At 66.2% G+C, this 21,678-nt stretch carries 18 protein-coding genes; 5 read left to right on the top strand and 13 right to left on the bottom strand.

Annotated elements, in window-relative coordinates; all coding sequences use genetic code 11:
* Nucleotides 1-50 precede the first annotated feature (50 nt).
* Genes FDW84_RS17875 through FDW84_RS17855 form a run of 5 tightly spaced genes read right to left on the bottom strand, consistent with a single transcriptional unit; the run spans nt 51 to nt 6,000 of the window.
* On the bottom strand, nt 51-1,502 hold the full coding sequence (locus tag FDW84_RS17875; RefSeq protein WP_240721584.1) for an aldehyde dehydrogenase (NADP(+)): 1,452 nt from the start codon (nt 1,500-1,502) through the stop codon (nt 51-53).
* A 37-nt stretch (nt 1,503-1,539) separates the two neighbouring features.
* On the bottom strand, nt 1,540-2,643 hold the full coding sequence (locus tag FDW84_RS17870) for a mandelate racemase/muconate lactonizing enzyme family protein (RefSeq protein WP_138610835.1): 1,104 nt from the start codon (nt 2,641-2,643) through the stop codon (nt 1,540-1,542).
* Entirely contained in the window at nt 2,643-3,548 is a 906-nt protein-coding gene (locus FDW84_RS17865) for a 5-dehydro-4-deoxyglucarate dehydratase (RefSeq protein WP_138610834.1), read from the bottom strand. The genes FDW84_RS17870 and FDW84_RS17865 overlap by 1 nt, the downstream gene beginning before the upstream one ends.
* On the bottom strand, nt 3,545-4,510 hold the full coding sequence (locus FDW84_RS17860; RefSeq protein WP_138610833.1) for an NAD-dependent epimerase/dehydratase family protein: 966 nt from the start codon (nt 4,508-4,510) through the stop codon (nt 3,545-3,547). The genes FDW84_RS17865 and FDW84_RS17860 overlap by 4 nt, the downstream gene beginning before the upstream one ends.
* A gap of 35 nt (nt 4,511-4,545) precedes the next feature.
* Nucleotides 4,546-6,000 carry a Gfo/Idh/MocA family protein gene (locus FDW84_RS17855; RefSeq protein WP_138610832.1) on the bottom strand — a complete coding sequence of 485 codons (1,455 nt, stop codon included), beginning with the start codon at nt 5,998-6,000 and terminating at the stop codon, nt 4,546-4,548.
* A gap of 399 nt (nt 6,001-6,399) precedes the next feature.
* Here FDW84_RS17855 and FDW84_RS17850 point away from each other — a divergent pair, with 399 nt between their 5' ends.
* Nucleotides 6,400-7,437, top strand: a complete 1,038-nt coding sequence (locus tag FDW84_RS17850) for a LacI family DNA-binding transcriptional regulator (RefSeq protein WP_138610831.1) — start codon at nt 6,400-6,402, stop codon at nt 7,435-7,437.
* 12 nt (nt 7,438-7,449) lie between these two features.
* Here FDW84_RS17850 and FDW84_RS17845 read toward each other — a convergent pair whose 3' ends face one another.
* On the bottom strand, nt 7,450-8,160 hold the full coding sequence (locus FDW84_RS17845; RefSeq protein WP_138610830.1) for a FadR/GntR family transcriptional regulator: 711 nt from the start codon (nt 8,158-8,160) through the stop codon (nt 7,450-7,452).
* Nucleotides 8,161-8,268: 108 nt separating this feature from the next.
* Between FDW84_RS17845 and FDW84_RS17840 the strand changes: the two genes are divergently transcribed.
* Nucleotides 8,269-9,609, top strand: coding sequence for an alpha-hydroxy acid oxidase (locus tag FDW84_RS17840; protein ID WP_138610829.1), 1,341 nt, complete (start codon nt 8,269-8,271; stop codon nt 9,607-9,609).
* 11 nt (nt 9,610-9,620) lie between these two features.
* Here FDW84_RS17840 and FDW84_RS17835 read toward each other — a convergent pair whose 3' ends face one another.
* On the bottom strand, nt 9,621-10,220 hold the full coding sequence (locus FDW84_RS17835; protein ID WP_138610828.1) for an ArsR/SmtB family transcription factor: 600 nt from the start codon (nt 10,218-10,220) through the stop codon (nt 9,621-9,623).
* Nucleotides 10,221-10,307: 87 nt separating this feature from the next.
* The gene (locus FDW84_RS17830; protein ID WP_138610827.1) at nt 10,308-11,519 is read right to left on the bottom strand and encodes an acetoin utilization protein AcuC; all 1,212 of its coding nucleotides are present in this window, start codon (nt 11,517-11,519) and stop codon (nt 10,308-10,310) included.
* 104 nt (nt 11,520-11,623) lie between these two features.
* Here FDW84_RS17830 and FDW84_RS17825 point away from each other — a divergent pair, with 104 nt between their 5' ends.
* The gene (locus FDW84_RS17825; protein WP_138610826.1) at nt 11,624-13,057 is read left to right on the top strand and encodes a TrkH family potassium uptake protein; all 1,434 of its coding nucleotides are present in this window, start codon (nt 11,624-11,626) and stop codon (nt 13,055-13,057) included.
* Entirely contained in the window at nt 13,050-13,736 is a 687-nt protein-coding gene (locus FDW84_RS17820) for a potassium channel family protein (RefSeq protein WP_138610825.1), read from the top strand. Before FDW84_RS17825 ends, FDW84_RS17820 begins: the two co-directional genes overlap by 8 nt.
* Here FDW84_RS17820 and proC read toward each other — a convergent pair.
* The 5 genes from proC to FDW84_RS17795 all read right to left on the bottom strand — a co-directional run bounded on the left by proC (nt 13,733) and on the right by FDW84_RS17795 (nt 20,930).
* Nucleotides 13,733-14,569, bottom strand: a complete 837-nt coding sequence (gene proC / locus FDW84_RS17815) for a pyrroline-5-carboxylate reductase (protein WP_138610824.1) — start codon at nt 14,567-14,569, stop codon at nt 13,733-13,735. The two genes, FDW84_RS17820 and proC, sit on opposite strands and share 4 nt — an antisense overlap.
* Before the next feature lie 279 nt (nt 14,570-14,848).
* Nucleotides 14,849-15,847 carry a Ppx/GppA phosphatase family protein gene (locus FDW84_RS17810; RefSeq protein WP_138610823.1) on the bottom strand — a complete coding sequence of 333 codons (999 nt, stop codon included), beginning with the start codon at nt 15,845-15,847 and terminating at the stop codon, nt 14,849-14,851.
* Between the two features lie 63 nt (nt 15,848-15,910).
* On the bottom strand, nt 15,911-16,363 hold the full coding sequence (locus tag FDW84_RS17805) for an SseB family protein (RefSeq protein ID WP_138610822.1): 453 nt from the start codon (nt 16,361-16,363) through the stop codon (nt 15,911-15,913).
* Nucleotides 16,364-16,429: 66 nt separating this feature from the next.
* A complete protein-coding gene (gene topA, locus FDW84_RS17800; protein ID WP_138610821.1) occupies nt 16,430-19,156 on the bottom strand; it encodes a type I DNA topoisomerase in 2,727 nt (908 codons plus the stop codon).
* A 124-nt stretch (nt 19,157-19,280) separates the two neighbouring features.
* Complete coding sequence (locus tag FDW84_RS17795; RefSeq protein ID WP_138610820.1) at nt 19,281-20,930, bottom strand: DUF7059 domain-containing protein; 1,650 nt, start codon at nt 20,928-20,930, stop codon at nt 19,281-19,283.
* 224 nt (nt 20,931-21,154) lie between these two features.
* Here FDW84_RS17795 and FDW84_RS17790 point away from each other — a divergent pair, with 224 nt between their 5' ends.
* A complete protein-coding gene (locus tag FDW84_RS17790; protein WP_240721583.1) occupies nt 21,155-21,676 on the top strand; it encodes a hypothetical protein in 522 nt (173 codons plus the stop codon).
* The last annotated feature ends 2 nt before the right edge of the window (nt 21,677-21,678 follow it).

Below are 21,678 nucleotides of genomic sequence, written 5' to 3'. Positions count from 1 at the left end.
TCGAGTGAGAGAGCGTGCTGATCAAAGCGACGTCAAGTGAGAGAGGGTTGCTATGGGAGCTGGAGTTCCCCGTCCACCCGGCGCGGGATGCCCAGGGGGTTGCTTTCGCGCAGCGCCGGGTGCAGGACTGCTTCGAAAGCATCCTGGTAGGCCACGGGACGCTGGAAGCGGCGGACTGCGGTGGCGCCCACCGAGGTGAACAGCGAGGTGGTGGCCGGGTAGGGGCCGCCGTGCTGCTGGGCCCAGTTCACTGCGACTCCTGTGGGCCAGCCGTCGAACAGGACGCGGCCGGCCAGTTCGGAAAGCTGGTCAACGAGGGCTGAGATGTCCTCCCCCGGCTGCGCGTGGAGGGTGGCGGTAAGGCTGCCCGGGACCTTGACCAGGACGGAGCGCAACTCCTCCCGGTCCGTGTATTCGATGAGGATGGTGGTGGGGCCGAAGCATTCCTCCAGCAGTTCCTCAGGCCGCTCCAGGACCTTCGCGGCGGAGGTGGTGAAGACCACCGGCGCGGCTCCGTTGGCCACAGCGTCCTGGTCAATGCTGCCGCTGACCACCTGCACGCCCTGCACGGATGCGAAGCTGCGCAGGCCTTCGGGGTAGGCCTCGGCGATGCGGCTGGTGAGCATTCCCAGTGCCGGCTTATCCTTGCTGGCCTCGGCTACTTTAGCGGCAAAATCCGTTCCCGCCGGGATGAAGACCAGCCCGGGTTTGGTGCAGAACTGGCCTGCGCCCAGGGTGAAGGAGGTCGCCAGGCCTTCGGCGAGCTGGCTTGCGCGTTCAGCCAACGCCGCCCCGGTGACCACCACGGGGTTGAGGCTGCCCAGCTCGCCGTAGAACGGGATGGGCTCCGGGCGGGACGTGGCGAGGTCGAAGAGGGCACGGCCGCCCGGGATGGAGCCGGTAAAACCGACCGCTTTGATGGCCGGATCCTGGACCAGGGCAGTTCCCACTTTGCGGCCGGTGACCATGGCAAAAAGACCTTCCGGCGCGCCCGCGCCACGAAGCGCCTCAGCGACAATTTCCGCGGTCCGCTCCGAGAGGCGGAGGTGGCCGGAGTGCGCCTTGACGATGACGGAGCAGCCCACGGCCAGGGCTGAGGCGGTGTCCCCACCGGCAACCGAGAAGGCGAAGGGGAAGTTCGACGCCGAGAACACCGCTACCGGACCGATGGGCCGCAGGATCCGGCGCAGGTCGGGCTTGGGCGGTGTGGAGTCCGGGTCGGCGTGGTCGATGATGGCTTCGAGGTAGGAGCCCTCGGTGATCACGCGGGCGAAGAGGCGCAGCTGGCCCGTGGTGCGGGCGACTTCTCCCTTCAGGCGGGCCGGGCCAAGGCTGGTTTCGGAATCGGCGATCTCCACCAGCTCGTCAGCACTGGCGTCCAGCGCGTCGGCCACGGCCGTGAGCCAGGCTGCACGCTCGGCATCGGGCGCGGCTGAGGAGATCGCGGCTGCTTCCGTGGCGGCGGCCGTCAGCTCGGACAGTGAAAGGGTTGCAGTAGTCACGTGGGTACCTGTTCTTCGTGTCTGGATCGGGTCTGCTCTAGCCTGCGTCGTTGAAGCGGAAGCCCAACCCCGGCTGGTCGTTCAGCGTCACCCGGCTGTTGCTGAACCTGACCGGCGCGGGGCCCGCAAGGATCCCCAACTGCTCGAAGGATGCTTCTTCCACATCCTCCACCAGGGTGGGCTCTGCGAGGGTCAGGGCCAGCTGGCCGGAGAGTTCGGGCAGCAGGTGCGGCATTATCTTGATGCTGTTGGTCCGGGCAAGTTCAACGATGCGCCGGAACGGTGTGACGCCTCCTACCCGGACGATGTTCGGCTGGATGATGTCCACCGCTTCCGCCTCAATGAAATCGCGGAAGCGGTAGATGGTGTGCAGGTTTTCACCGAGGGCGATAGGAACCGGTGAGTGCTTCCGCAGCCGGCGGTAGGCCCAGAGGTCATCGGCACGGATGGGTTCCTCCAGCCATTCCAAGCCAAACCCCGCCAGGGCGTCCAGGGCGCGGAGCGTGGTGGGCAGGTCCCAGCGCTGGTTTGCGTCAATCATCAGCTTCCGGTCGGGCCCCAGCACGGAGCGGACCGCCGCCACGCGTTCGGCATCCTCGCGGATGTCCGGCTTGCCCACCTTGATCTTGACCGCCTGGTGCCCGGCAGCAACCCAGCGCTGAACCTGGGCAACGAGCTCTTCGAGGGTGTAGTGCAGGTTCACCCCTGAGCCGTACACCTCTGCCGACTCCTGGCGTTGGCCCAGGAAGCCGGCGACGGAGGTGCCGGCACGGGCGGCAAGGAGGTCCCAGAGGGCCAGGTCCACCCCCGCCATGGCGATGGTGGTCAATCCCCCGCTGCCGGCCTCGTGCAGCCGCTTCCACAGCGCATCCCACACGGTCTCGGGGTTCGCGGGCAGCCCCGTGATGAAAGGGGCGATGTCATGGTCCAACAGGGCCTTGACGGCGTGCGGCCCAATGGTGGGGGTCCAGGAGAAACCGTGCCCCGCACCGCCGTCGTCCGTGTTGATCTCCGTGACGATCACGTGGTTTTCCGGCGCCTCCGCGCCCCAGTGCCTGCGGAGGGGCACCGTGATGAGCCTGGTGCTGAGCCCGGTGATGCGCGGTGCCGTGCGGACCGCTTCAGCTGCCGGGGCGCTCATCAGCGGCCGGCCAACTCGTAGCCCTTGGCCAGGATGGACTTCAGCTGCACCAGCTGCTCCTCGGTGGGGTCCACCAGCGGCGGGCGCACGGACCCAACGGCCAGGCCGCCCAGGCGCAGGCCGGCCTTGATCAGCGAAACGCCGAAGCCGGGGGTCTGGTCGCGGAGCCGGACCAGCGGGGCGTAGAAGCCCTCAAGCAGGGCGCTGCGCCAGTCCTCGTCGCCTGCGGTGTAGGCGTCGTAGTAGGCCTTGGCGATTTCCGGTGCCATGGCGAATGCTGCCGACGAGTAGAGCGGAATGCCGAGGCCGCGGTAGGCGCCCTGGGTCAGTTCGGCGGTCAACAGGCCGTTGAAAAAAGCAAAGTCTTCGCGTCCGGCGGCACGGACGGCGGTAACGATCTCCTGTGCCAGGCCGACGTCGCCGAGCCCGTCCTTGAAGCCGATGACCTTGGGGTTGGCTGCCAGCCGTGCCATCGAGGCGGCGGTGAATTTGGCGTTGCCGCGGTGGTAGACGATGACCGGCAGGCTGCTGGCATTCGCCACGGCCTCAATGTACGCCACCAGCCCGTCAGTGGGGCCGGTGACGAGGTACGGCGGCAGGACCAGGAGTGCATCGGCACCCGCTTCCTCGGCCGCTCGGGCAGCTGCCAGGGCGTGGCCCAGGGGACCACCGGCACCGGCCACCACTGGCACTTCTCCGGCCACGACCTCGACGGCTGCCGTTACCACGGTGCGGATCTCGCCGATGCTGAGGGCGTGGAACTCGCCGGTGCCGCAGGCGGGGAAAACACCGCCGGGGCCGAACGGCAGCCGGGAGCTGATGTGTTCTTTGAGCAGGTTGACGTCAACGGCGCCTTCGGCCGTGAACGGGGTGACGGGGAAGAACAGTACGCCGTCGAATTTCATGGTGTCTCCTTGGCTCCGCTGCCGGCTGCTACCAGTGCGGAGTTCTCTTCATTGAGGGTGGTGTGGGACTTCAGTTCGGTGCGCCAGCTGCGCTTGGGGTGCCAGCCCAGGAGCTCCTGCGCCTTGGCAATGGAGAAGGCCGGGCTGGTGCCGGTGAGATTTGCGCTGAGGGCTTCGCTTCCCGGCAGGAATTTCGGCATCAGTTCGGCGAGCGGTGCCGTGGCAAGGGCATCTGCCGCTCCCACGAAGAACGTCTCCGCGTTGGGGATGGACGGCAGCTTCTCCAGCAGCAGGTCCAGGAAATCCGCCACGTCCCGCGCGTCAACGTAGTTGAACAACGCAGGTGCGGACAGGGACGGATCAGCCAGCCGCTCCGCCAGGGTGTGGCCCTGCTGCGTTGGAGCGCCCTCCCATTCCTCCGGCGAGATGACGAAGCAGGGCCGGAACGCCGCGTACCGGATTTTTTCGCCCTGCGCGGCAGCGAAGGTTTGGACGGTCTGCTCGGCGATGAGCTTGGACAGCGCGTAGGCGTTCCACGGCTTCGGCGGGGTCCGCTCGTCCAGCGGGAACGACGGCGGCAGCCATCCCGCGGGAGAACCGTACCCCAGCACTGTGGGACTGCTGGCCGTCACGATCTTCGGCACGCCGACCTCCGTCGCGGCGCTGACCACCGCGAAGGCGAGGCGCGTGTTCGTGGCGAAGATGACGTCCTCGGGGGCACTGAACGGTACCGCTATCGCTGCAAGGTGGATGAGGGCGTCGGGTGCTGTTCCCCGAAGGAGGCGAAGCGCCTCGCCCGGAGCCAGGAGGTCTGCCGTTTCCTGTACGACGCCGGCGGGCAGCTTGTCCGCGGGGACAGCCTCGCGGTCCACCGAGATGACCTCGTGGCCCTTTTCGGCGAGGCCGGCCACGACGCTGCGGCCCAGGCGGCCGGAGCCGCCCGTGACGAAAATCCTGCTCATGGTTGTTCCTTAGGTTGATTGTTCCTGTGCAGGACTCAGTGGGTGCGGCGGAGGTCGACGCCGAGGTCCAGGTCCTCGATCCGGACGGGCAGGGAGGTCTCCAGGGAGCGGTTGCCGGCGATTCCGACCGACACCGACCGGAGGCCGTCCAGGTAACCGGAGGGCCGGCCCAGCGGGTCCTCCCCCGGCCCGTTGAACAGGTCCGAGAGCAGGAGTGCGTCGCCGCCGCCGTGGCCGCCTTCGCCGTTGACGATCAGCACCTCGTAGGCCGACTCCCAGTGGCGCTGGACTACGAGCCGTTCGCCGTTGCGGCGCACCGCATCCTCTTCCTCCACGGGCGTTGCGCTCGGATCAACCACCGTCTTCTTGTCGGTGCTGTGCAGAACGGCGGCGCGCTCCACCACTTCCAGCTCCGCGCGGCCTTCGGTGCCGTTGACTGCCACGCGGTAGCCCTCCCAGGGGCTGTGGGCGTTCAGCGAGTAGCTCAGGCGCGGGCCGCCCTGGTACTCCACCACCAGCGCGAGGTTGTCCTCGATGGTGATGCCGCCGGTAAAGACGTCCTGGTCGCGGCGGTAGCCGTCGTAGTGCTCGTTGTCCAGGAAGAGGGCCTTGAGCCGCTCGTCCTCCCTCAGGTCAAGCGCGAACGGATCCTTCTCGCGGGCGGGGGCATCGGCGTCAGGCGTGCCGCGCTCAGGACGCGGACCCAGTCCGCGCTCTGCTGCATTCTTGTCGCCGTAGAACTTCAGCCCGCCGGAGGCGAAGACCCGCTCCGGGACGTCGTCGATCCACCAGTTGACCAGGTCAAAGTGGTGGGAGGCCTTGTGGATCAGCAGACCGCCGGAATTCTTCTTCTCCCGGTGCCAGCGGCGGAAGTAGTCGGCGCCGTGCACGGTGTCCAGGACCCAGCTGAAGTCGATGGAGGTGACCTTGCCGATCACGCCGCTCTGGATGATCTCTTTCAGGGCGCTGTTGCGGGGCGAGTAGCGGTAGTTGAAGGTGACCACCACGTTCCGGCCGGTTTCCTGCACGGCCTGGGTAATCCGCCGGCACCCTTCAGCGTCAATGGTGAGGGGCTTTTCGACGACGACGTCCGCACCGGCGCGGAGACCCTCCACAATGTAGTCGGCGTGGGTGTAGTCCGGAGTGGTGACGATGATGCGGTCAATGTTGTTGGCCTGGATGAAGGCGGTGAGGTCTGCCGGATCGAAGGAGGCGACAGGTCCCGGTGCGCCAAGTTCCTGGATGAGCTGCTGGTAGAACTCCACCCGGCCCGGGTTGACGTCCGAAAAGGCAACAAGCTCGGCGGTATCAGCATGCTTGCCGAAGATTGCGCGGATGTACATCTCGGAACGTCCGCCGGTTCCGATCAGGGCGATGCGGGCCTTGGCGCCGTTGCTGGCGGCGAGGGCAGCGCCCGGGGCAGCGTGGGTGGTGGCTGCGGTGTCGGACCGGGCCTCTGAAGCAGAAGTCGACTCGGCTGTGTTGACCATGAGGGTCCCTTTCGAAGACTCAAAACCCGGCCCGGGGGCTGCGGGTGTGCGAAGCGGTTGCGGTTGTGCAGTACGGCAGCCTGCGCCGTCTGAGAAAGCGTTTTCTTGAAGTTCTATATGAGTTGTATCAACCATCCCGCCCATCCGTCAACCGTTGGGCAGGGCCTAAGAAAGCGTTTTCCGCGGTGCCGAGTGCATCTCGTCCTGCGGCAGGCAACAGAAAGGGCAGAACCTGGCGGGAAAAATCGGGAAAAGAAGAGAAATCGCTTTCCGGTCCCGTTATATGCTTTTGGCTCAGTACATGATTCAGTACGCCGTCAAACAGTCGGCCGGAACCTGCCACCCGGCAGCGGTACAGCACTGGTGCCGCGGGCAACGGCGTCAAGGAAGGGACCACGCATGGTCAGGAAATCGGCATCAGGCAGGATCGGCATCGCGGACGTTGCCGTGAAGGCAGGGGTCTCCCACGCCACGGTCTCGCGGGTCATGAACGGCAACTTCACGGTGGACCCGGACATTGCCGCCCGCGTCCGGGCGGCAGCTGCTGAGCTGAAGTACCAGCCAAATCCTGTAGGCCGAAGCCTCGCCCTGGGCAAGACCGACACCATTGGCATTGTGGTCCCGGACCTGGCCAACCCCACCTTCCAGGCCATCCTCCGCGGCCTCAGCCGCGCAGCTGCACAGGACGGCTACCGCGTGCTCATTGCCGACTCCTTCGAGGTCTCCAGCGAAGAATCCATCCTTGCCGGTGAGGCGCGCCGGAGGTGCGACGGCCTGGTGCTGTGCGCGCCCCGCATGAGCGACGCCGAGCTGGAGGAGATTGCACCGTCGCTGCGGCCGCTGGTCCTGATCAACCGCACCACGGCAGCAGCCGAAGTTCCCAGCTTGGTGGTGGACTACGGGCAGGGCGTGCAGGACATAGCCGAACACCTGGTGGAACTGGGCCACACCCGCCTTGCCTTCCTTGCAGGCCCTCCCCGCAGCGCCTCGAACGGCATGCGGCTCCAGGGCCTGGAAACATTCAAGGCGGCCCACCCGCAGGTGGAGGTCACCATGCTGGAGGGCGGCTCAGATTTCGATACGGGGCATGAGGCAGTGGACGCGGTCCTGGAAAGCGGAGCTACGGGAATCCTGGCGTTCAACGACCTGGTGGCCATGGGCCTCATGAGCGGGCTGCACGAACGCGGCCTTGATGTCCCCGGCGATATTTCAGTCACCGGCTTCGATGACATTCCCTTTGCGAAGTACACAACCCCGGCCCTCACGACGGCGGCCGTCCCCATCACCGAGCTGGGGGAACAGGCCTGGCACCAGCTGCGTGCCCTGATCCGCAACGAAGAGAGCGCCGCTCCGGGCAGCAGCAGGTACCAGCCCCGGCTGGAAGTACGGGCCAGCACCGGCCCGGCAAAGGCCCCGCGCTCAAAAGTGCACGGCTAGACCACAGGATGGTTAGGGGCGGAGTGGTACCGTGCCTGCGGAAGCCAGCCCCGCCTCCCTGTAGTAGCCCTCGATATGATCGGCTACCAGCCTGGCCGCCCGTTCGCCGTCGTTGTTCTGCACTGCTGCCAGGATCCCGTGGTGCTCGGCCCGCAGCCTCCCCGCCGTGGCGTCCCAGTCCGGCAGGTTGGCGGTGAACCGTGACGCGTAGCCGGTGATGGACTCGCGCAGGGATCCCATCATGGCGCTGACCACCGCGTTGCCGGCGGCGTCCGCCAGCGCAAGGTGGAAACGGACATCCAGCGCCAGGAACGCGTCCACGCCAACGTCGTCGGAATCCATCTCAGCCAGCAGCCGCGAGGCATCAGCCAGCTCCGGGGAACCGGGCTTGGCGTGGGACACCGCCCAGGACTCCAAAAGCACGCGTGTCTCCACGATGTCGGCCACCGGAAGATGCTGGGTGGCAACGTGCAGCCGAAGCGCTGAGCCGAGTGCCGCCGTCGGATCCGAAATCACCACGGTCCCCGCATCCGGACCGGAGCCCACCCCTGCCCGCACCACTCCCATGGCCTCCAGGATGCGGATGGCCTCCCGGACGGAGGTCCGGGACACCTTGAGCTGCTCAGCCAGGGACCGCTCGGCGGGGAGCCGCCCGCCCACAGCCAGCCGTCCCTCGGAAAGCTCATTCTCTATCCATGCCAGGACAAGCTGATGGGTCTTCATGGGGCAATAGTAGTTGATGTGGTTGGACCACATGGCCTACAGTGTGGTTAGACCACAGGAGGGGTCCGTGCGAGCGCCGGACCTGTCGCCGGCCCAATGGAGGACGCCATGACCCACACCATCCAGCCCAACAACCCGGAAACTACGCCCGCACCGGATGCCACGGACATCCCCGTTACCGCTCCCCCCGCGGCCGCTCCCGCGGGCACCGCATCCGCTGCGCCCGCCGCACTGAAGCGCCGCATCCCCAAGTACTCCGACCTCGCTCCCCTGATGCAGTTCAAGAAGCCGGAGTTCAGCAAGGAAGCACGCCTGAAGCGTGCAAGCACCATCTGGGAACTGCGCGACATCGCTAAACGCCGCACGCCGCAGGCACCCTTCGACTACACGGACGGCGCAGCGGAGGAGGAAATCACCCTCCGCCGGGCGCGCCAGGCATTCCTGGACATCGAGTTCCGCCCGGGCATCCTCCGGAATGTTTCCGCGATTGACCTCAGCACCGAAATCCTCGGCAGGCCCTCGCGCCTCCCGGTGGGCATCGCCCCTACCGGCTTCACCCGCATGATGCAGTCCGAGGGCGAGTACGCGGGCTCACAGGCAGCCGAAGCGGCCGGTATCCCCTACACGCTCTCCACCATGGGCACCGCGTCCATTGAGGACGTCGCCGCTGCTGCCCCGAACGGGCGCAACTGGTTCCAGCTGTACCTGTGGACGGACCGCGACCGGTCCCTGGAACTGATTGAGCGTGCTGCAAAGGCAGGCAATGACACCCTGATGGTCACCGTGGACACGGCAGTTGCCGGTGCCCGGCTCCGCGACGTCCGCAACGGCATGACCATTCCGCCGGCATTGACCATCAAGACCGTGCTTGACGCGTCCTACCGGCCCGCCTGGTGGTTCAACTTCCTCACCCACGAGCCGCTTACCTTCGCCTCGCTCTCCCGGTACACCGGCACGGTGGCGGACCTGATCAACTCCATGTTCGATCCCACCCTCACCTTCGAGGACCTGGACTGGCTGCGCGAAACCTGGAAGGGCAAGCTGGTGGTCAAGGGCATTCAGACCGTGGAGGACGCCCGCCGCGTGGTGGACCACGGCGCGGACGCTGTTGTGCTGTCCAACCATGGCGGCCGCCAGCTGGACCGGGCACCCATCCCGTTCCACCTGCTCCCCGAGGTGAAGCAGGCCTTTACCGCGGACAACACGGACGCAGCGATCATGCTGGACACCGGCATCATGAGCGGCGCGGACATTGTGGCGGCCCTGGCCCTGGGCGCCGACTTCACGCTGATCGGGCGGGCCTACCTTTATGGCCTCATGGCCGGCGGCCGGGCAGGCGTGGACCGTACGCTCCAGATCCTCGAGAAGGACATGGCCCGCACAATGGCCCTGCTCGGCGTCAGCAGGATCTCCGAGCTGACCCCGGAGCACGTGCGGCTGCTGAACTAGTAGGAAGGTTCTTACTTCTTGCGGCCAAACTTGGGCAGGTTGGGGAGGTTCGCGAGCAGGTCGGCGGCTTTGGTTGCGGCACGGCCAACAGTCCTGCCGATCTGCTGGGGCACGCTGTCGTCGCTGAGGGGCGCGCTGGCCCCGCCGGGGATGACGACGGCGGGACTGAGCTCTGCGCCGCCCGGCGCGAGGACACCGTCTGACACAGCTTCGGCTGCCACGGCGCCGGCGGCTGCAGTTTCCTTTTGGGCTGCTCCCGCCTTGCGCTCCGCTGCGGAAGCAGGTTCCGGCGGGCCGCTTTCGCTGGCAGCAGACGGGGCTGGCGCCGCCGCGGGCACGGGAGCTGCAGAACCGACGTCAAGGGTTTCGAGCCAGCTGGCGATCCCCTCGAGCGGCTTGCGGTTCAGCGCGTAGTAGCGCTTCTGGCCCTGCGCCCGCATGCTCACCAGCTGGGCTTCGCGCAGGACTTTGAGGTGCTTGGAAATGGTGGGCTGACTGGCTGACAGTTCCTCCACCAGTTCGCCGACGGCTTTGTCCCCGGAGCGGAGGGAAACAAGGATCTCCCGCCGGGTTGATTCCGCTATGACGGCAAATACGTCGTCTGTCACCATGCCTCCCACCCTAACGACATATACGCCGAAAGGCATCAACTATTTCGGCCAGCCGCTCACTATTGCCCAGCCCTGGCCCCTCGGACGCTAATCGAACCAGGGGTCGAGGCCGTGGAGCGGAAAGACGGCTTTCCTGGTGGCCATGACGGCGCGGTCCACAGCATCGTTGGGGTCGAAGCCCACTTCCCACGACCGCCACCACAGCTCCACATCATCGCTCATCAGCTCCGGCACCGAACCTCCGAATTTCTCCTGCACGTAGTCACGCCAGTCCTGTGGGACCGGTGTGCGCAGCGGCACGGGCTTACCGGCGGCGATGGCGATCAGGTGGCTCCAGGACCGGGGCACCACCTGGAGGACGTTGTAGCCGCCGCCGCCTGTGGAGATCCAGCGGTTTTCGCAGTGGCGGGCAGCAAGGGCTGCGACGGCGGATGCAGCCTCCCGCTGCCCGTCGACGCTGAGGTTGAGGTGCGTCAGGGGGTCAGTGCGGTGGGAATCGCAACCGTGCTGGCTGACGATAACCTCCGGCTGGAATGCGCCAACCAGCTGCGGCACCACGGCGTGGAAGGCGCGAAGCCAGCCGGCATCGCCAGTACCCGACGGCAGCGCGACGTTTACCGCCGTCCCCTCAGCCTTTGTACCACCGATCTCGTTGGCAAAACCCGTACCCGGAAAGAGTGTGAGCCCACTCTCGTGCAGGGAGACGGTGAGCACGCGGGGATCGTTCCAGAAGATACTCTCCGTTCCGTCCCCGTGGTGGGCGTCGACGTCGATATACGCCACCCTGCGGATGCCGCCGTCGAGCAGTTTCTGGACGGCGAGTGCGGCGTCGTTATAGATGCAGAATCCGCTGGCCCGTTCGCGGGCCGCGTGATGCATGCCGCCGCCGAAGTTGATGGCGCGTAATGCTGAACCGTCGAGAATTCGGGCGGCAGCCATCAGGGACCCGCCTGCCAGCCTGGCCGCGGCCTCATGCATCCCGGCAAAGGCGGGATCGTCCTCGGTTCCCAGTCCGCGTGCCTCATCGGGTTCACCCGGGTTCCCGCTGACCCTTCGGACCGCCGCAACAAAGTCTGCCGAATGCACCGACTCAAGATCGGCGTCCGCCGCTACACCGGGCGCTTCCACGGCAACGTGTTCCAGTTCGAACAAACCCAAGCTCCGCGCCAGGCGGGCAGTCAGGTCCATTCGTTCCGGAGCCATGGGGTGGCCCGGACCGAAGTTGTAGGCGGTCATGTCAGAACTCCACGCCACCACCGTTGGAAGCGCGGGCTGGCTGAGACCCGGGAGGTATGTCATCAATCACAGGCTACCCGAGGCCGCAGCCCTTCCTGCCCCATCATGACGCGGGCATTAGTGGTTTACTACTGAAGGAAGCAGTTTCTACCAAGGAAAAGCCACACATGACGCAAAGCCAGTCGAGGGCCCGCAAACCGGCCCCCTGGCATCCCGCGGTGCAGGAGCGGGAAGGCCTCTGGATCTTGACGCGGCTGCGGGACTTCATCGACGACATAGCGAACACCTCGCCGGCAAGGCTTGCCCTGACGGTGTTCGCCGCCGTGTGCCTGCTGTTTGCCTTCGTGCTGTCGCTGCCCGTCTCCTCTGCCGCGGGCACCGCCACACCCGTTCACCAGGCACTGTTCACCGCCGTCTCCGCAGTCTGCGTCACCGGGCTGACCGTGGTGTCCACTGCGGTCCACTGGTCCTTCTTCGGCCAGCTCGTGATCCTCATCGGCGTGTTTATCGGAGGTTTGGGGACACTGACGCTGGCGTCACTGCTGGCACTGATGGTAAGCAAGCGGCTCGGGGTCCGCGGCAAGATCATCGCGGCGGAATCCATGAACAATGCCGGACGCCTGGGTGAAGTGGGCACCTTGCTCCGGATCGTCATCACCACGTCCGTGGTCATCGAAGGAATCCTGGCGCTGGCCCTGATCCCAAGGTTCCTGACGCTTGGAGAGCCGTTCTGGCAAGCCGTGTGGCACGGCATCTTCTACGCCATCTCCTCCTTCAACAACGCAGGGTTCACACCGCACTCAGACGGGATCGTGCCCTACGAGACGGATCTGTGGATCCTGGTCCCACTGATGCTGGGCGTGTTCCTGGGCAGCCTTGGCTTCCCCGTAGTGATGGTCCTGCAGCAGAACGGCCTGAACTGGAAGAAGTGGAACCTGCACACCAAGCTCACCATCCAGGTGTCCTTCATCCTCCTGGCAGCGGGCATGTTTCTTTGGGGGCTCATGGAATGGGACAACGCCCGGACCATCGGTGGCATGGACCTCGGCGACAAGATCACCCATTCACTCTTCGCCTCCGTGATGACCCGCTCCGGCGGCTTCAACCTGGTGGACCAGAACCAGATGGAATCCACCACCATGCTCCTGACGGACGCGCTGATGTTCGCCGGCGGCGGCTCGGCGTCCACGGCAGGCGGCATCAAAGTCACCACCATCGCCGTGATGTTCCTGGCCATCGTGGCCGAAGCCCGGGGCGATGCAGACGTAAAGGTCTATGGTCGGACCATCCCCGAGGGAACCATGCGGGTGGCCATCTCGGTCATCGTGGCCGGCGCCACCCTGGTCTCCGTGTCCGCATTCTTCCTGCTGCACATCAGCGGCGCTTCCCTTGACCGCGTGTTGTTCGAGACCATTTCGGCGTTTGCCACCGTGGGTCTGAGCACCAACCTCAGCGCCGAAGTGGCGGAAGAAGGCGTCTACGTGCTCACCGCCCTGATGTTCGCCGGCCGCGTGGGTACCGTGACCCTCGCCGCGGCGCTCGCTCTGCGCCAGCGCAGCCAGTTGTACCACTATCCCGAAGAGAGGCCCATCATTGGCTAGTTCCTCAGACGACGCTCGGCGCCCGGCCCACAATGCTCCGGTATTGGTGATCGGGCTGGGCCGTTTCGGTTCCTCCACCGCCGAACAGCTGGTCAAGCAGGGCCGGGAAGTGCTCGCCATCGAACGCGACCGGGCCCTGGTGCAGAAGTTTGCGCCGCTCCTGACCCACGTGGTGGAGGCCGACGCCACAAACATTGATGCGCTCCGCCAGTTGGGTGCACAGGAGTTCAGCTCCGCCGTCGTAGGCGTGGGCACATCCATCGAGTCCTCGGTGCTGATCACTGTCAACCTGGTGGACCTCGGGATCGAACATCTGTGGGTGAAGGCTATTACCCCCTCACACGGCAAGATCCTGACCCGGATCGGCGCCAACCACGTGATCTACCCCGAGGCAGACGCGGGCGTGCGTGCCGCGCACCTGGTGTCCGGCCGGATGCTTGACTTCATCGAGTTCGACGACGACTTCGCCATCGTAAAGATGTATCCGCCGCGCGAAACAGTGGGCTTCACCTTGGACGAATCCAAGGTGCGCTCCAAGTACGGCGTGACGATCGTCGGAGTGAAGTCACCCGGTGAGGACTTCACCTACGCCCGGCCGGAGACCAAGGTATCCTCCCGGGACATGCTGATCGTGTCCGGCCACGTGGACCTGCTGGAACGGTTCGCCGCCCGCCCCTAGCCCCCAAGCTGCTTGGTGATCTCGGCGGCGCGGTCCGCAGCCGCGCGGGCTCCGGCAGCAATGATCGAGGGAAGGCCCCGCTCGTCGAACGTGGCAATCGCCCTTTCGGTGGTCCCGTTGGGGCTGGTCACTGCTTTGCGCAGTGCGGTGGGATCAGCGCCGGGCTCGGCCAGCATGAAGCCGGCACCTGCCACCGTTTCCCTGGCCAGGAGCAGGGACAACTCGCGGTCCAGGCCCAGCTCCGCCCCTGCTGCCGCCATCGCTTCAGCCAGGTAAAAGGCGTAGGCCGGTCCTGAACCACTGATGGCGGACAGGGCGTCCACCTGCTCCTCGGGCACTTCGACGACGGTCCCCGCACCCTGCAGGACGTCCTTGACCCGCTGCAGCTGCTCCCGGGTGCAGTTGGTGCCCGCCGACACCGAGACAACTCCGCGTCCAAGCTTGGCCGGCGTGTTGGGCATGGACCGGATCACGGGCTGCCCTGCCGGAAGTGCGGCCTCCAGCTGGGCAATGGACACCGCAGCGGCCACGCTGACCACCACTGTGGAGGGCGAAAGGGCCCCGCTGATCTCCCGGGCCAGGTCGGAAATGCCCACCGGCTTGACTCCCAGGATGACGACGCCGGAACCCTTCGTTGCCTGCTTGTTGTTGTCAGGTTCCTCCTCGCCGGCAATTGCGGTCACCCCGTGGTACCGCTCCGCCAGCTCCGCGGCGCGCCCGGCACGCCTGACCGTGGCCACGACGTCCGCCGGATCAGTTCCGGCTTCCAGCAAGCCACTCAGAATTGCTTCGTTCATGGATCCACAGCCAAGGAAGGCGATTCGGTTGCTCATGGTCTCCATCATTACAGTTCCGCCCCGACGACGCAGAAATGCATGACTTCGATTGGACGGCGAAACATGGGAACTTCCAGAAATCCATTCACAGGTTGCTCCCATGAAAGGCGCAGGTGCCTTTCACTTTTGGCCCCTAACGTAGTAACTACCTCATTGAGGGTGCGAGTGATGCGGCAGGGATGGGGATTCCTGCCAGGGCACCGGCGGCGGCACCAGGTTTTCCCCCATTTTCCTGGCGCCGACGCCGGTGCTTCCGCATTTAGCGGTGACAGGGTTTCAGACTGTCGCGTCGACCACGTCGATGACCTCTGCCGGCGCTACATGGGGCGCAGGCTCCAGCGGGCCGGAGAACACCAGCTGGTCGATCCGCCGGAGGATCAGGCCCTCCCGCAGTGCCCAAGGGCAGATGCGGAGCTTCTTGAACTTGAAAAGCTCCAGTGCCGCCTCGGCCACGAGCGCCCCGGCCAGCAGTTGGTGGGCGCGGGCCTCGGAAACGCCGGGGAGGTGCAGCCGGTCTTCGGCCTTCATCGCCGAAATGCGCTGGGCCCATACTCCCAGGTCCAGGGCGTTCAGCTCTCGTTTGACGTAGGGGCCCGCTGCGCTGGGGGCAGCGCCTGCGATCCGGGCAAGGGAACGGAAGGTCTTTGAAGTTCCAGCAACCAGGTTTGCGCGGCCCAGTCCGTCGAATTCGCGGACGGCCGGCTTGAGGGTGGCCCTGATGTAGCGGCGCAGCTCCTTGACGCTCCTGGCGGAGGGTGGGTCCTCTGCGAGCCAGTCCCGGGTGAGGCGGCTGGCGCCCAGCGGCACGGACGTTGCCATCTCCGGAAGCTCGTCCTGGCCGAACGCCATTTCAAAGGAGCCGCCTCCAATGTCCAGGTTCAGGATGGGCCCGGCACCCCAGCCGTACCAGCGCCTGACGGCGAAGAAGGTCATGGATGCTTCTTCGCTGCCGGTGAGCTCCTGCAGCGTGACCGTGGTCTCGTGCTTCACCCGAGCCAGTACCTCGGGGCCGTTGGTGGCCTCGCGGATGGCGGACGTACAGAAAGCCAGCAGGTCCTCCGCCTTGTGCCTGGCCGCAAACTCCCACGCTTCCAGCACGAACTCGGTCAGCTCGTGCTGCCCCGCATCACTGATGCTGCCGTCCGGCTCCAGGTACTGGACCAGGGACAGCGGCCGTTTGTGCGAGGCAAACGGTACCGGCCGCGCGCCGGGGTGGGCATCCACCAGGAGGAGATGGACAGTGTTGGACCCGATATCGAGGACGCCTAGCCGCATGCTGCCATTATTGCCCGGCAGCGCCCTGCGGTTCCAACTGCTACCCGGCGGCGCGGGGTTGTGTCAGTTGCCGGGCTGATCCGGGGAGCCGGCGTCCGGAAGCTCATCCGCCCGCTTGAAATCGCGCTTGATGTTCGCCACGCCCTCGGGATTGATCTCGAAGCCGTAGGCGGCACCGGGGTTGATCACCATGCCCAGCTCCTCGCCGATGTTGGCAATGATGGCGGCGCCCTGGGTGCCCAGGATGTTGGGGGCGGCGTCGAGATACTGCTGGTCGACACGGCTGGGGTGCGAGAAAACGGCAAGGACGGGGTCGCCGTCGGCATTGCCCAGGACCAGGGGCTCCACCTGCGAGTCCTCGCCCTCGATGCTGTCCGAACTGACGATGTAGACCTCACTGTTCAGGAAGGACAGGATGACGTCCACCGGGCTCGCATCAGGCTGGCCACCCTTGGCGAGCTTCTCCTCGAGGTCGTTGAGCGGAGTGGGATCGGCGATGCCGGGCTGTTCAGTCATTCCCCTAGCCGATCACGTTCGGGTGCCCCATGCAAACGGATTCTCCCAAACACGGGGCACCCTCCCCTACTTCTTGGCGGTTGCCTTCTTCTTGGCCGGAGCCTTGCGGGTGGCGGTGCGCTTGACGGGGCCCTTGGCTCGCTTCTCGGCGAGGAGTTCAACGGCCTGTTCCCGCGTCAGCTCCTCCAGGGAGGTGGCACGGGGGACGGTGATGTTGGTGATCCCGTCGGTGATGTAGGGGCCGAAGCGGCCCTCCTTCACCACAATGTTCTTTTCCGATACCGGATCCGGGCCGAACTCGGCCAGCGGCGGGACGGCTGCGCGGGCGCCGCGCTGCTTGGGCTGGGAGTAGACCTCCAGGGCCTGCTCCAGCGTAATGGTGAAGATTTCCTCCTCCGAGCCGATGGACCGGGAGTCGGTTCCCTTCTTGAGGTAGGGGCCGAACCGGCCGTTCTGCACGGTGATGAGGTTGCCCTCGGCGTCCTGGCCCAGTACCCGCGGCAGGCTCATAAGCTGCAGCGCCTCGTCCAGGGTGACGGACTCGACCGTCATCGACTTGAACAGCGAGCCGGTGCGCGGCTTGGCCTTGACCGGCTTCTTGGGCGGCTTGGGCTTGCCGTTCTTGTAGTATTCCACGGGCTGGGCGGCGATCTGTTCCTCGGTCATCTCGGGGATGATCTCGGTGACATAGGCGCCGTAGCGGCCGTTCTTGGCAACGATGGTGTGCCCCGTGTGGGGATCGGTTCCCAGCACGCGCTCCTCGGGAGCGGCGGTCTCCATAAGTTCAACGGCCTTCTCGGCAGTCAGCTCATCAGGAGCGAGGTCTTCCGGCACATTGGCCCGCGCCGACTCCACAATCTCGCCCGTTTTGGGATCAACGGTGGCAGCGGAACTCTCCAGGTACGGTCCGAACTTGCCCACGCGCAGTGTGATTTCGTCCGTGATGGGGATGGAATTGATTTCCCGTGCGTCGATTTCACCGAGGTTGTTGACGATGCTCAGCAGCCCCGGATCTGAGTCCTCGCCGAAGTAGAAGTGCCGGAGCCAGGACGCCCCCACGGCCTGGCCGTTGGCGATCTTGTCCAGGTCACCTTCCATGTCCGCGGTGAACTCGTAGTCCACGTAATCGCTGAAGTGCTGCTCCAGCAGCCGGATCACGGAGAAGGCGATCCAGCTGGGAACCAGCGCCGATCCCTGCTTCCGGACGTAGCCGCGGTCCTGGATGGTGGAAATGGTGGAGGCGTAGGTGGACGGGCGCCCGATGCCCCGTTTTTCCAGCTCCGCTGTCAGCGAGGCTTCTGTGTAGCGCGGCGGCGGCGAAGTCTCGTGACCTACAGCCGCGATGTCGGTAGCCCTGAGCGCGTCGCCCTTGGCCACGTTGGGCAGCCGGCGGCCCTCGTCGGAATCATCATCGCCGCGGGTCTCGTCCTTGCCTTCCTCATAGGCGGCCAGGAAGCCGGGGAAGGTGATCACGGTGCCGGAGGCGGAGAACTCTGCATCCCGCCCATCCGCCGCTACGGCACCCAGGCGGATGGTCGCCGTCGAGCCCTTGGCGTCGGCCATCTGTGAGGCGACGGTGCGCTTCCAGATAAGTTCATACAGGCGGAATTCGTCGCCGGATAGCTGGGAGGCCACCTGGGCGGGCGTCCGGAAGGAGTCACCGGCGGGACGGATGGCCTCGTGCGCTTCCTGGGCGTTCGCGGCCTTGTTCGAGTAGACCCGTGGGGACCCTGGGATGTACTCGGGCCCGTAGAGCTCCGAAGCCTGGCGGCGGGCGGCCGTGATGGCTTCGTCGCTCAAGGCGGACGAGTCGGTTCGCATATAGGTGATGTAGCCGTTTTCGTACAGCCGCTGGGCGATCTGCATGGTGCTCTTGGAGGAGAAGCGGAGCTTGCGGCCCGCCTCCTGCTGCAGGGTGGACGTGGTGAAGGGGGCAGCGGGGCGGCGGGTGTACGGCTTGGTGTCGACGGACCGGACGCGGAACTCGGCGTCCTGGAGCCCGGCGGCCAGGGAGGTTGCCAGTTCCTCGTTCAGGTGGGCGACGTTCCTGGCGGTCAGGACGCCGTCGTCGTTGAAGTCCCGGCCGCTGGCAACCTTGGCGCCGTCCACTGCGGCGAGCTTCGCTTTAAAGGAGCCGGCGTCTGCGCCAAACTGGCCGGTGAGGTCCCAGTAGGAGGCGGCCTTAAACGCCATTCGCTCGCGTTCGCGGTCCACCACCATGCGGGTGACCACTGACTGCACACGGCCGGCGGACAGTCCGCGCGCCACCTTGCGCCACAGCACCGGCGAAATCTCGTAGCCGTACAGGCGGTCCAGGATGCGGCGGGTTTCCTGCGCATCCACCAGGGCGGAGTCCACATCGCGCAGGTTTCCCATGGCGCGCTGGATGGCTTCCTTGGTGATTTCGCCAAAGGTCATCCGGTACACGGGAACCTTGGGCTTGAGCACTTCCAGCAGGTGCCACGCGATGGCTTCGCCCTCGCGGTCCCCATCGGTTGCGAGATAGAGTTCGTCGGCGTCCTTGAGCGCAGCCTTGAGCTCGGTGACCTTTTTCTTCTTGTCCGGCGAGACGACATAGTAGGGCTTGAAGTCGTGCTCGATGTCGACGGCGAACTTGCCCACCGAGGTTTTCTTCAGCTCTGCGGGTAGCTCGGAGGGCTGGGGAAGGTCGCGGATGTGACCGATGGAGGCCTCAACGATGAAGCCCTCGCCCAGGTACTTGGCGATGGTCTTGCTCTTGGCCGGAGACTCCACAATCACGAGTTTCTTGCCGGTTTTGGCCTTGCTTGGCACGGTGCTCCTACAGAAAAAGGTTGCTCGGGCAGATGAGCCCATACTGGCCTAGTTCACCATATTTTGCTGAATTGTGCGCATCCATGTGGAAAAGAAGGGGGTTGTTCCGCAGGCCCAGCGCGCGTCATTTCGCGGCGGGGACCAGGAAACCGTCACGCACCAGATTGGCCACGTCAGCGAGCAGTCCGGTCCGGAACGGGCCGGCGTCGAACCCGTCCTCCCCCGCCATCCCGCCCCCGAGCAGCGCCTCCAGGGCCCCGGCAATCTGCCCGGCCGTCAGGTCGCCGTCGCAGGCTGAGACGAACCCCGCCAGCTCGGTGCTGAGCAGGTTGGTCCGGCGCAATCCGGCGCCCTGGCGCAGCAGGATTACGCCCGGGTGCTCGGCGCCCGGCCGCTGGTGGCGCTCCTCGGTGACGTCGTCCGCCACCAGCAGGTACGCATCTTCGAGGCCGTGCGCGGCCAGCCAGTCCGTGCGTTCGACCGCGGCACCCAGGTGCGGACCGATCGGATGCTCGATGGGGTGGGTGATCTCCTCGAACCGGCTGGTGATGGGCAGCTCCGGAGCCGGCGGGCGCCGCAGCCAGACCATCCCGAAGCCGATGCCGTTCACGTTCCTGGATTCGAAGTCCGCCAGGTAGGCGGCGTAGGCGTCCCGGTAGTGCTGCCGGTCCCGGCCCTCAGAGGCGTCCTGCAGCCAGGTTTCCGCGTACTGTTCCGGCCCCACCTGCTCACGCTGGATGAACCAGGCATCAATGCCCGGGCGGACCCACGCCTGCGGCCGCTCCTGCCATTCGCTGCCGGCAGTTACCTCCCAGTTGCCCAGCATCTGCGCGGTGCCGCCGGGGGCCAGGACATCAGGCAGGGCCGCAACCAGGGAAGCGACGATGTCATCGCCCGGAAGCCCGCCGTCGCGGTAGGTAAAGTGCTCCGACACGTCCTCGCCGGCAGTGCGCGGCGTGATCACAAACGGCGGATTGGACACCACCAGGCCAAACTCTTCGCCCGCCACGGGGTCCAGGAGCGATCCGAGGCGCAGGCTTACCCGGTCCTCGAGGCGCGCAGGATCGACGGACAGCGCCTCGGCATTGAGCAGGATGTTGAAGCGGGTGAAGGCCAGGGCGCGTTCGGAGATGTCGGTGGCCGTGACGTGCTGGCAGTGGTGCAGCAGGTGGAAGGTCTGAATTCCGCATCCGGTGCCCAGGTCCAGCGCGCGTTCGGTATGGCGGCGGATGGTGGTTTGGACCAGGGTGGTGGACGCCTGCCCGATGCCCAGCACATGGTCGTGCCGGAGGACCCCTTCCTGCTGGTGCGCTGCGAGGTCGCTGGCAACCCACAGTTCCGCCCCGCCGCTGCCGTCCTCGTTGGCATCCCAGCCGTAGGGCCGCAGGTCCGCCTTCGCGCGCAGCAGGCCGGAGCCGGGGACGGGCTGCACCAGCCCCAGCGTCAGCAGGCCCTCGGCGCGGATACCCGGCAGGGCGGCGTCGAGTGTTTCCCCCGCCTGGGGTTCGGCGAGAAGCCACAGGCGTACGACGGCGGCGAGCGCCGCGTTCCCTTCGTCCCGCCGCACCGCCCGCTCAGTTTCCAGCAGGGCAGGGATGATTTGGTCCCGGTTGAGGGCAGCGGAGGCCGAGGGGCCGAGGAGCCGGGCGACGCCGTCGAGGGTGTAATCCAGTTGGCGCAGGTCCGCGGCCAATGCCGTCAGCAGATGGGGAAGATCGCTGCGGGGTGCATCCGGGGTGTTGCCGGCGGTGAACTCAGAGGGGGATTTAAGCACCGCTCAAGTTTAGTCCGCTGAAAGGCCCGGCCGGCCTTCAGTTCCTAAATCAGCACGTCCAGCGTTGGCGCTCCCCTGCTCTACGCCTACGGGCCGGCACCCGAAGATGGGGTACTTTCGCTCTGGCCCGTCAGCTGCGGCAGGCATAAAGTCTGACTATGCCGAGTGGGCGGAAAGCCTCCGCGCCCCCTACTGTGCGGGCAGCTCCCGCGCACATACCGCCGGTGCGGACTTTCCCGGCGGCGCGGAAGCCGGGGCCCGCCGTCGTCATTGCTGCCCTGGCCCTGCTGCTGGGCGGCTGCGAATATACGTACGACGACGGCCGGAACCAGCCGGGGCCTGTCGAGGCTGAGGCAACGCGGGTGCCCGGGCCGGTGTTCACCCGCGACCCGCTGCAGAACGATCCCGTCAGCGAGGCTGACGTTGCCGCCTGGGTTGCCCGGACGCTGCCGGACACGGGCGAGCAGGCGCTCCATGCCGGTGCAGGCCTGGTGGCCGCAGGGGAAGTACGGACCGAAACCACCCCTGAGCTGGGGACGGGCACCTATGCCCTTGCCTTGGCCTGCCGCAGCCAGCGGCGGGTCACGTTCACCGTCCGCAGTGAGTCGCTCACGCTGGTGGACCTGGGCCTCCGCTGCGGGGTCAACCGCGAAAACGTCATCTATCTTTCGGCAAAGACTGCCCTCAGCATCAGAGTGGAGGCCAGGACCGGCGCAAACTACGCCTACCGGCTGCGGCGTCTCTAGGC

The sequence above is a fragment of the Pseudarthrobacter sp. NamE5 genome (genome assembly GCF_005796225.1).
Lineage (GTDB): Bacteria > Actinomycetota > Actinomycetes > Actinomycetales > Micrococcaceae > Arthrobacter.
The sequence above is the reverse complement of the archived record's forward strand: the minus strand, read 5'-3'. Positions and strand labels throughout refer to the sequence as shown.

What these genes read in the sequence shown, in the direction of transcription:
- FDW84_RS17840 (WP_138610829.1), top strand. Translation starts at nt 8,269, where the DNA reads ATGACCCACACCATCCAGCCCAACAACCCGGAAACTACGCCCGCACCG.
- FDW84_RS17870 (WP_138610835.1), bottom strand. Translation starts at nt 2,643, where the DNA reads ATGAGCGCCCCGGCAGCTGAAGCGGTCCGCACGGCACCGCGCATCACC.
- FDW84_RS17835 (WP_138610828.1), bottom strand. Translation starts at nt 10,220, where the DNA reads ATGGTGACAGACGACGTATTTGCCGTCATAGCGGAATCAACCCGGCGG.
- FDW84_RS17845 (WP_138610830.1), bottom strand. Translation starts at nt 8,160, where the DNA reads ATGAAGACCCATCAGCTTGTCCTGGCATGGATAGAGAATGAGCTTTCC.
- FDW84_RS17805 (WP_138610822.1), bottom strand. Translation starts at nt 16,363, where the DNA reads ATGACTGAACAGCCCGGCATCGCCGATCCCACTCCGCTCAACGACCTC.
- FDW84_RS17855 (WP_138610832.1), bottom strand. Translation starts at nt 6,000, where the DNA reads ATGGTCAACACAGCCGAGTCGACTTCTGCTTCAGAGGCCCGGTCCGAC.
- FDW84_RS17825 (WP_138610826.1), top strand. Translation starts at nt 11,624, where the DNA reads ATGACGCAAAGCCAGTCGAGGGCCCGCAAACCGGCCCCCTGGCATCCC.
- FDW84_RS17860 (WP_138610833.1), bottom strand. Translation starts at nt 4,510, where the DNA reads ATGAGCAGGATTTTCGTCACGGGCGGCTCCGGCCGCCTGGGCCGCAGC.
- FDW84_RS17865 (WP_138610834.1), bottom strand. Translation starts at nt 3,548, where the DNA reads ATGAAATTCGACGGCGTACTGTTCTTCCCCGTCACCCCGTTCACGGCC.
- proC (WP_138610824.1), bottom strand. Translation starts at nt 14,569, where the DNA reads ATGAGCAACCGAATCGCCTTCCTTGGCTGTGGATCCATGAACGAAGCA.
- FDW84_RS17830 (WP_138610827.1), bottom strand. Translation starts at nt 11,519, where the DNA reads ATGACATACCTCCCGGGTCTCAGCCAGCCCGCGCTTCCAACGGTGGTG.
- FDW84_RS17850 (WP_138610831.1), top strand. Translation starts at nt 6,400, where the DNA reads ATGGTCAGGAAATCGGCATCAGGCAGGATCGGCATCGCGGACGTTGCC.
- FDW84_RS17810 (WP_138610823.1), bottom strand. Translation starts at nt 15,847, where the DNA reads ATGCGGCTAGGCGTCCTCGATATCGGGTCCAACACTGTCCATCTCCTC.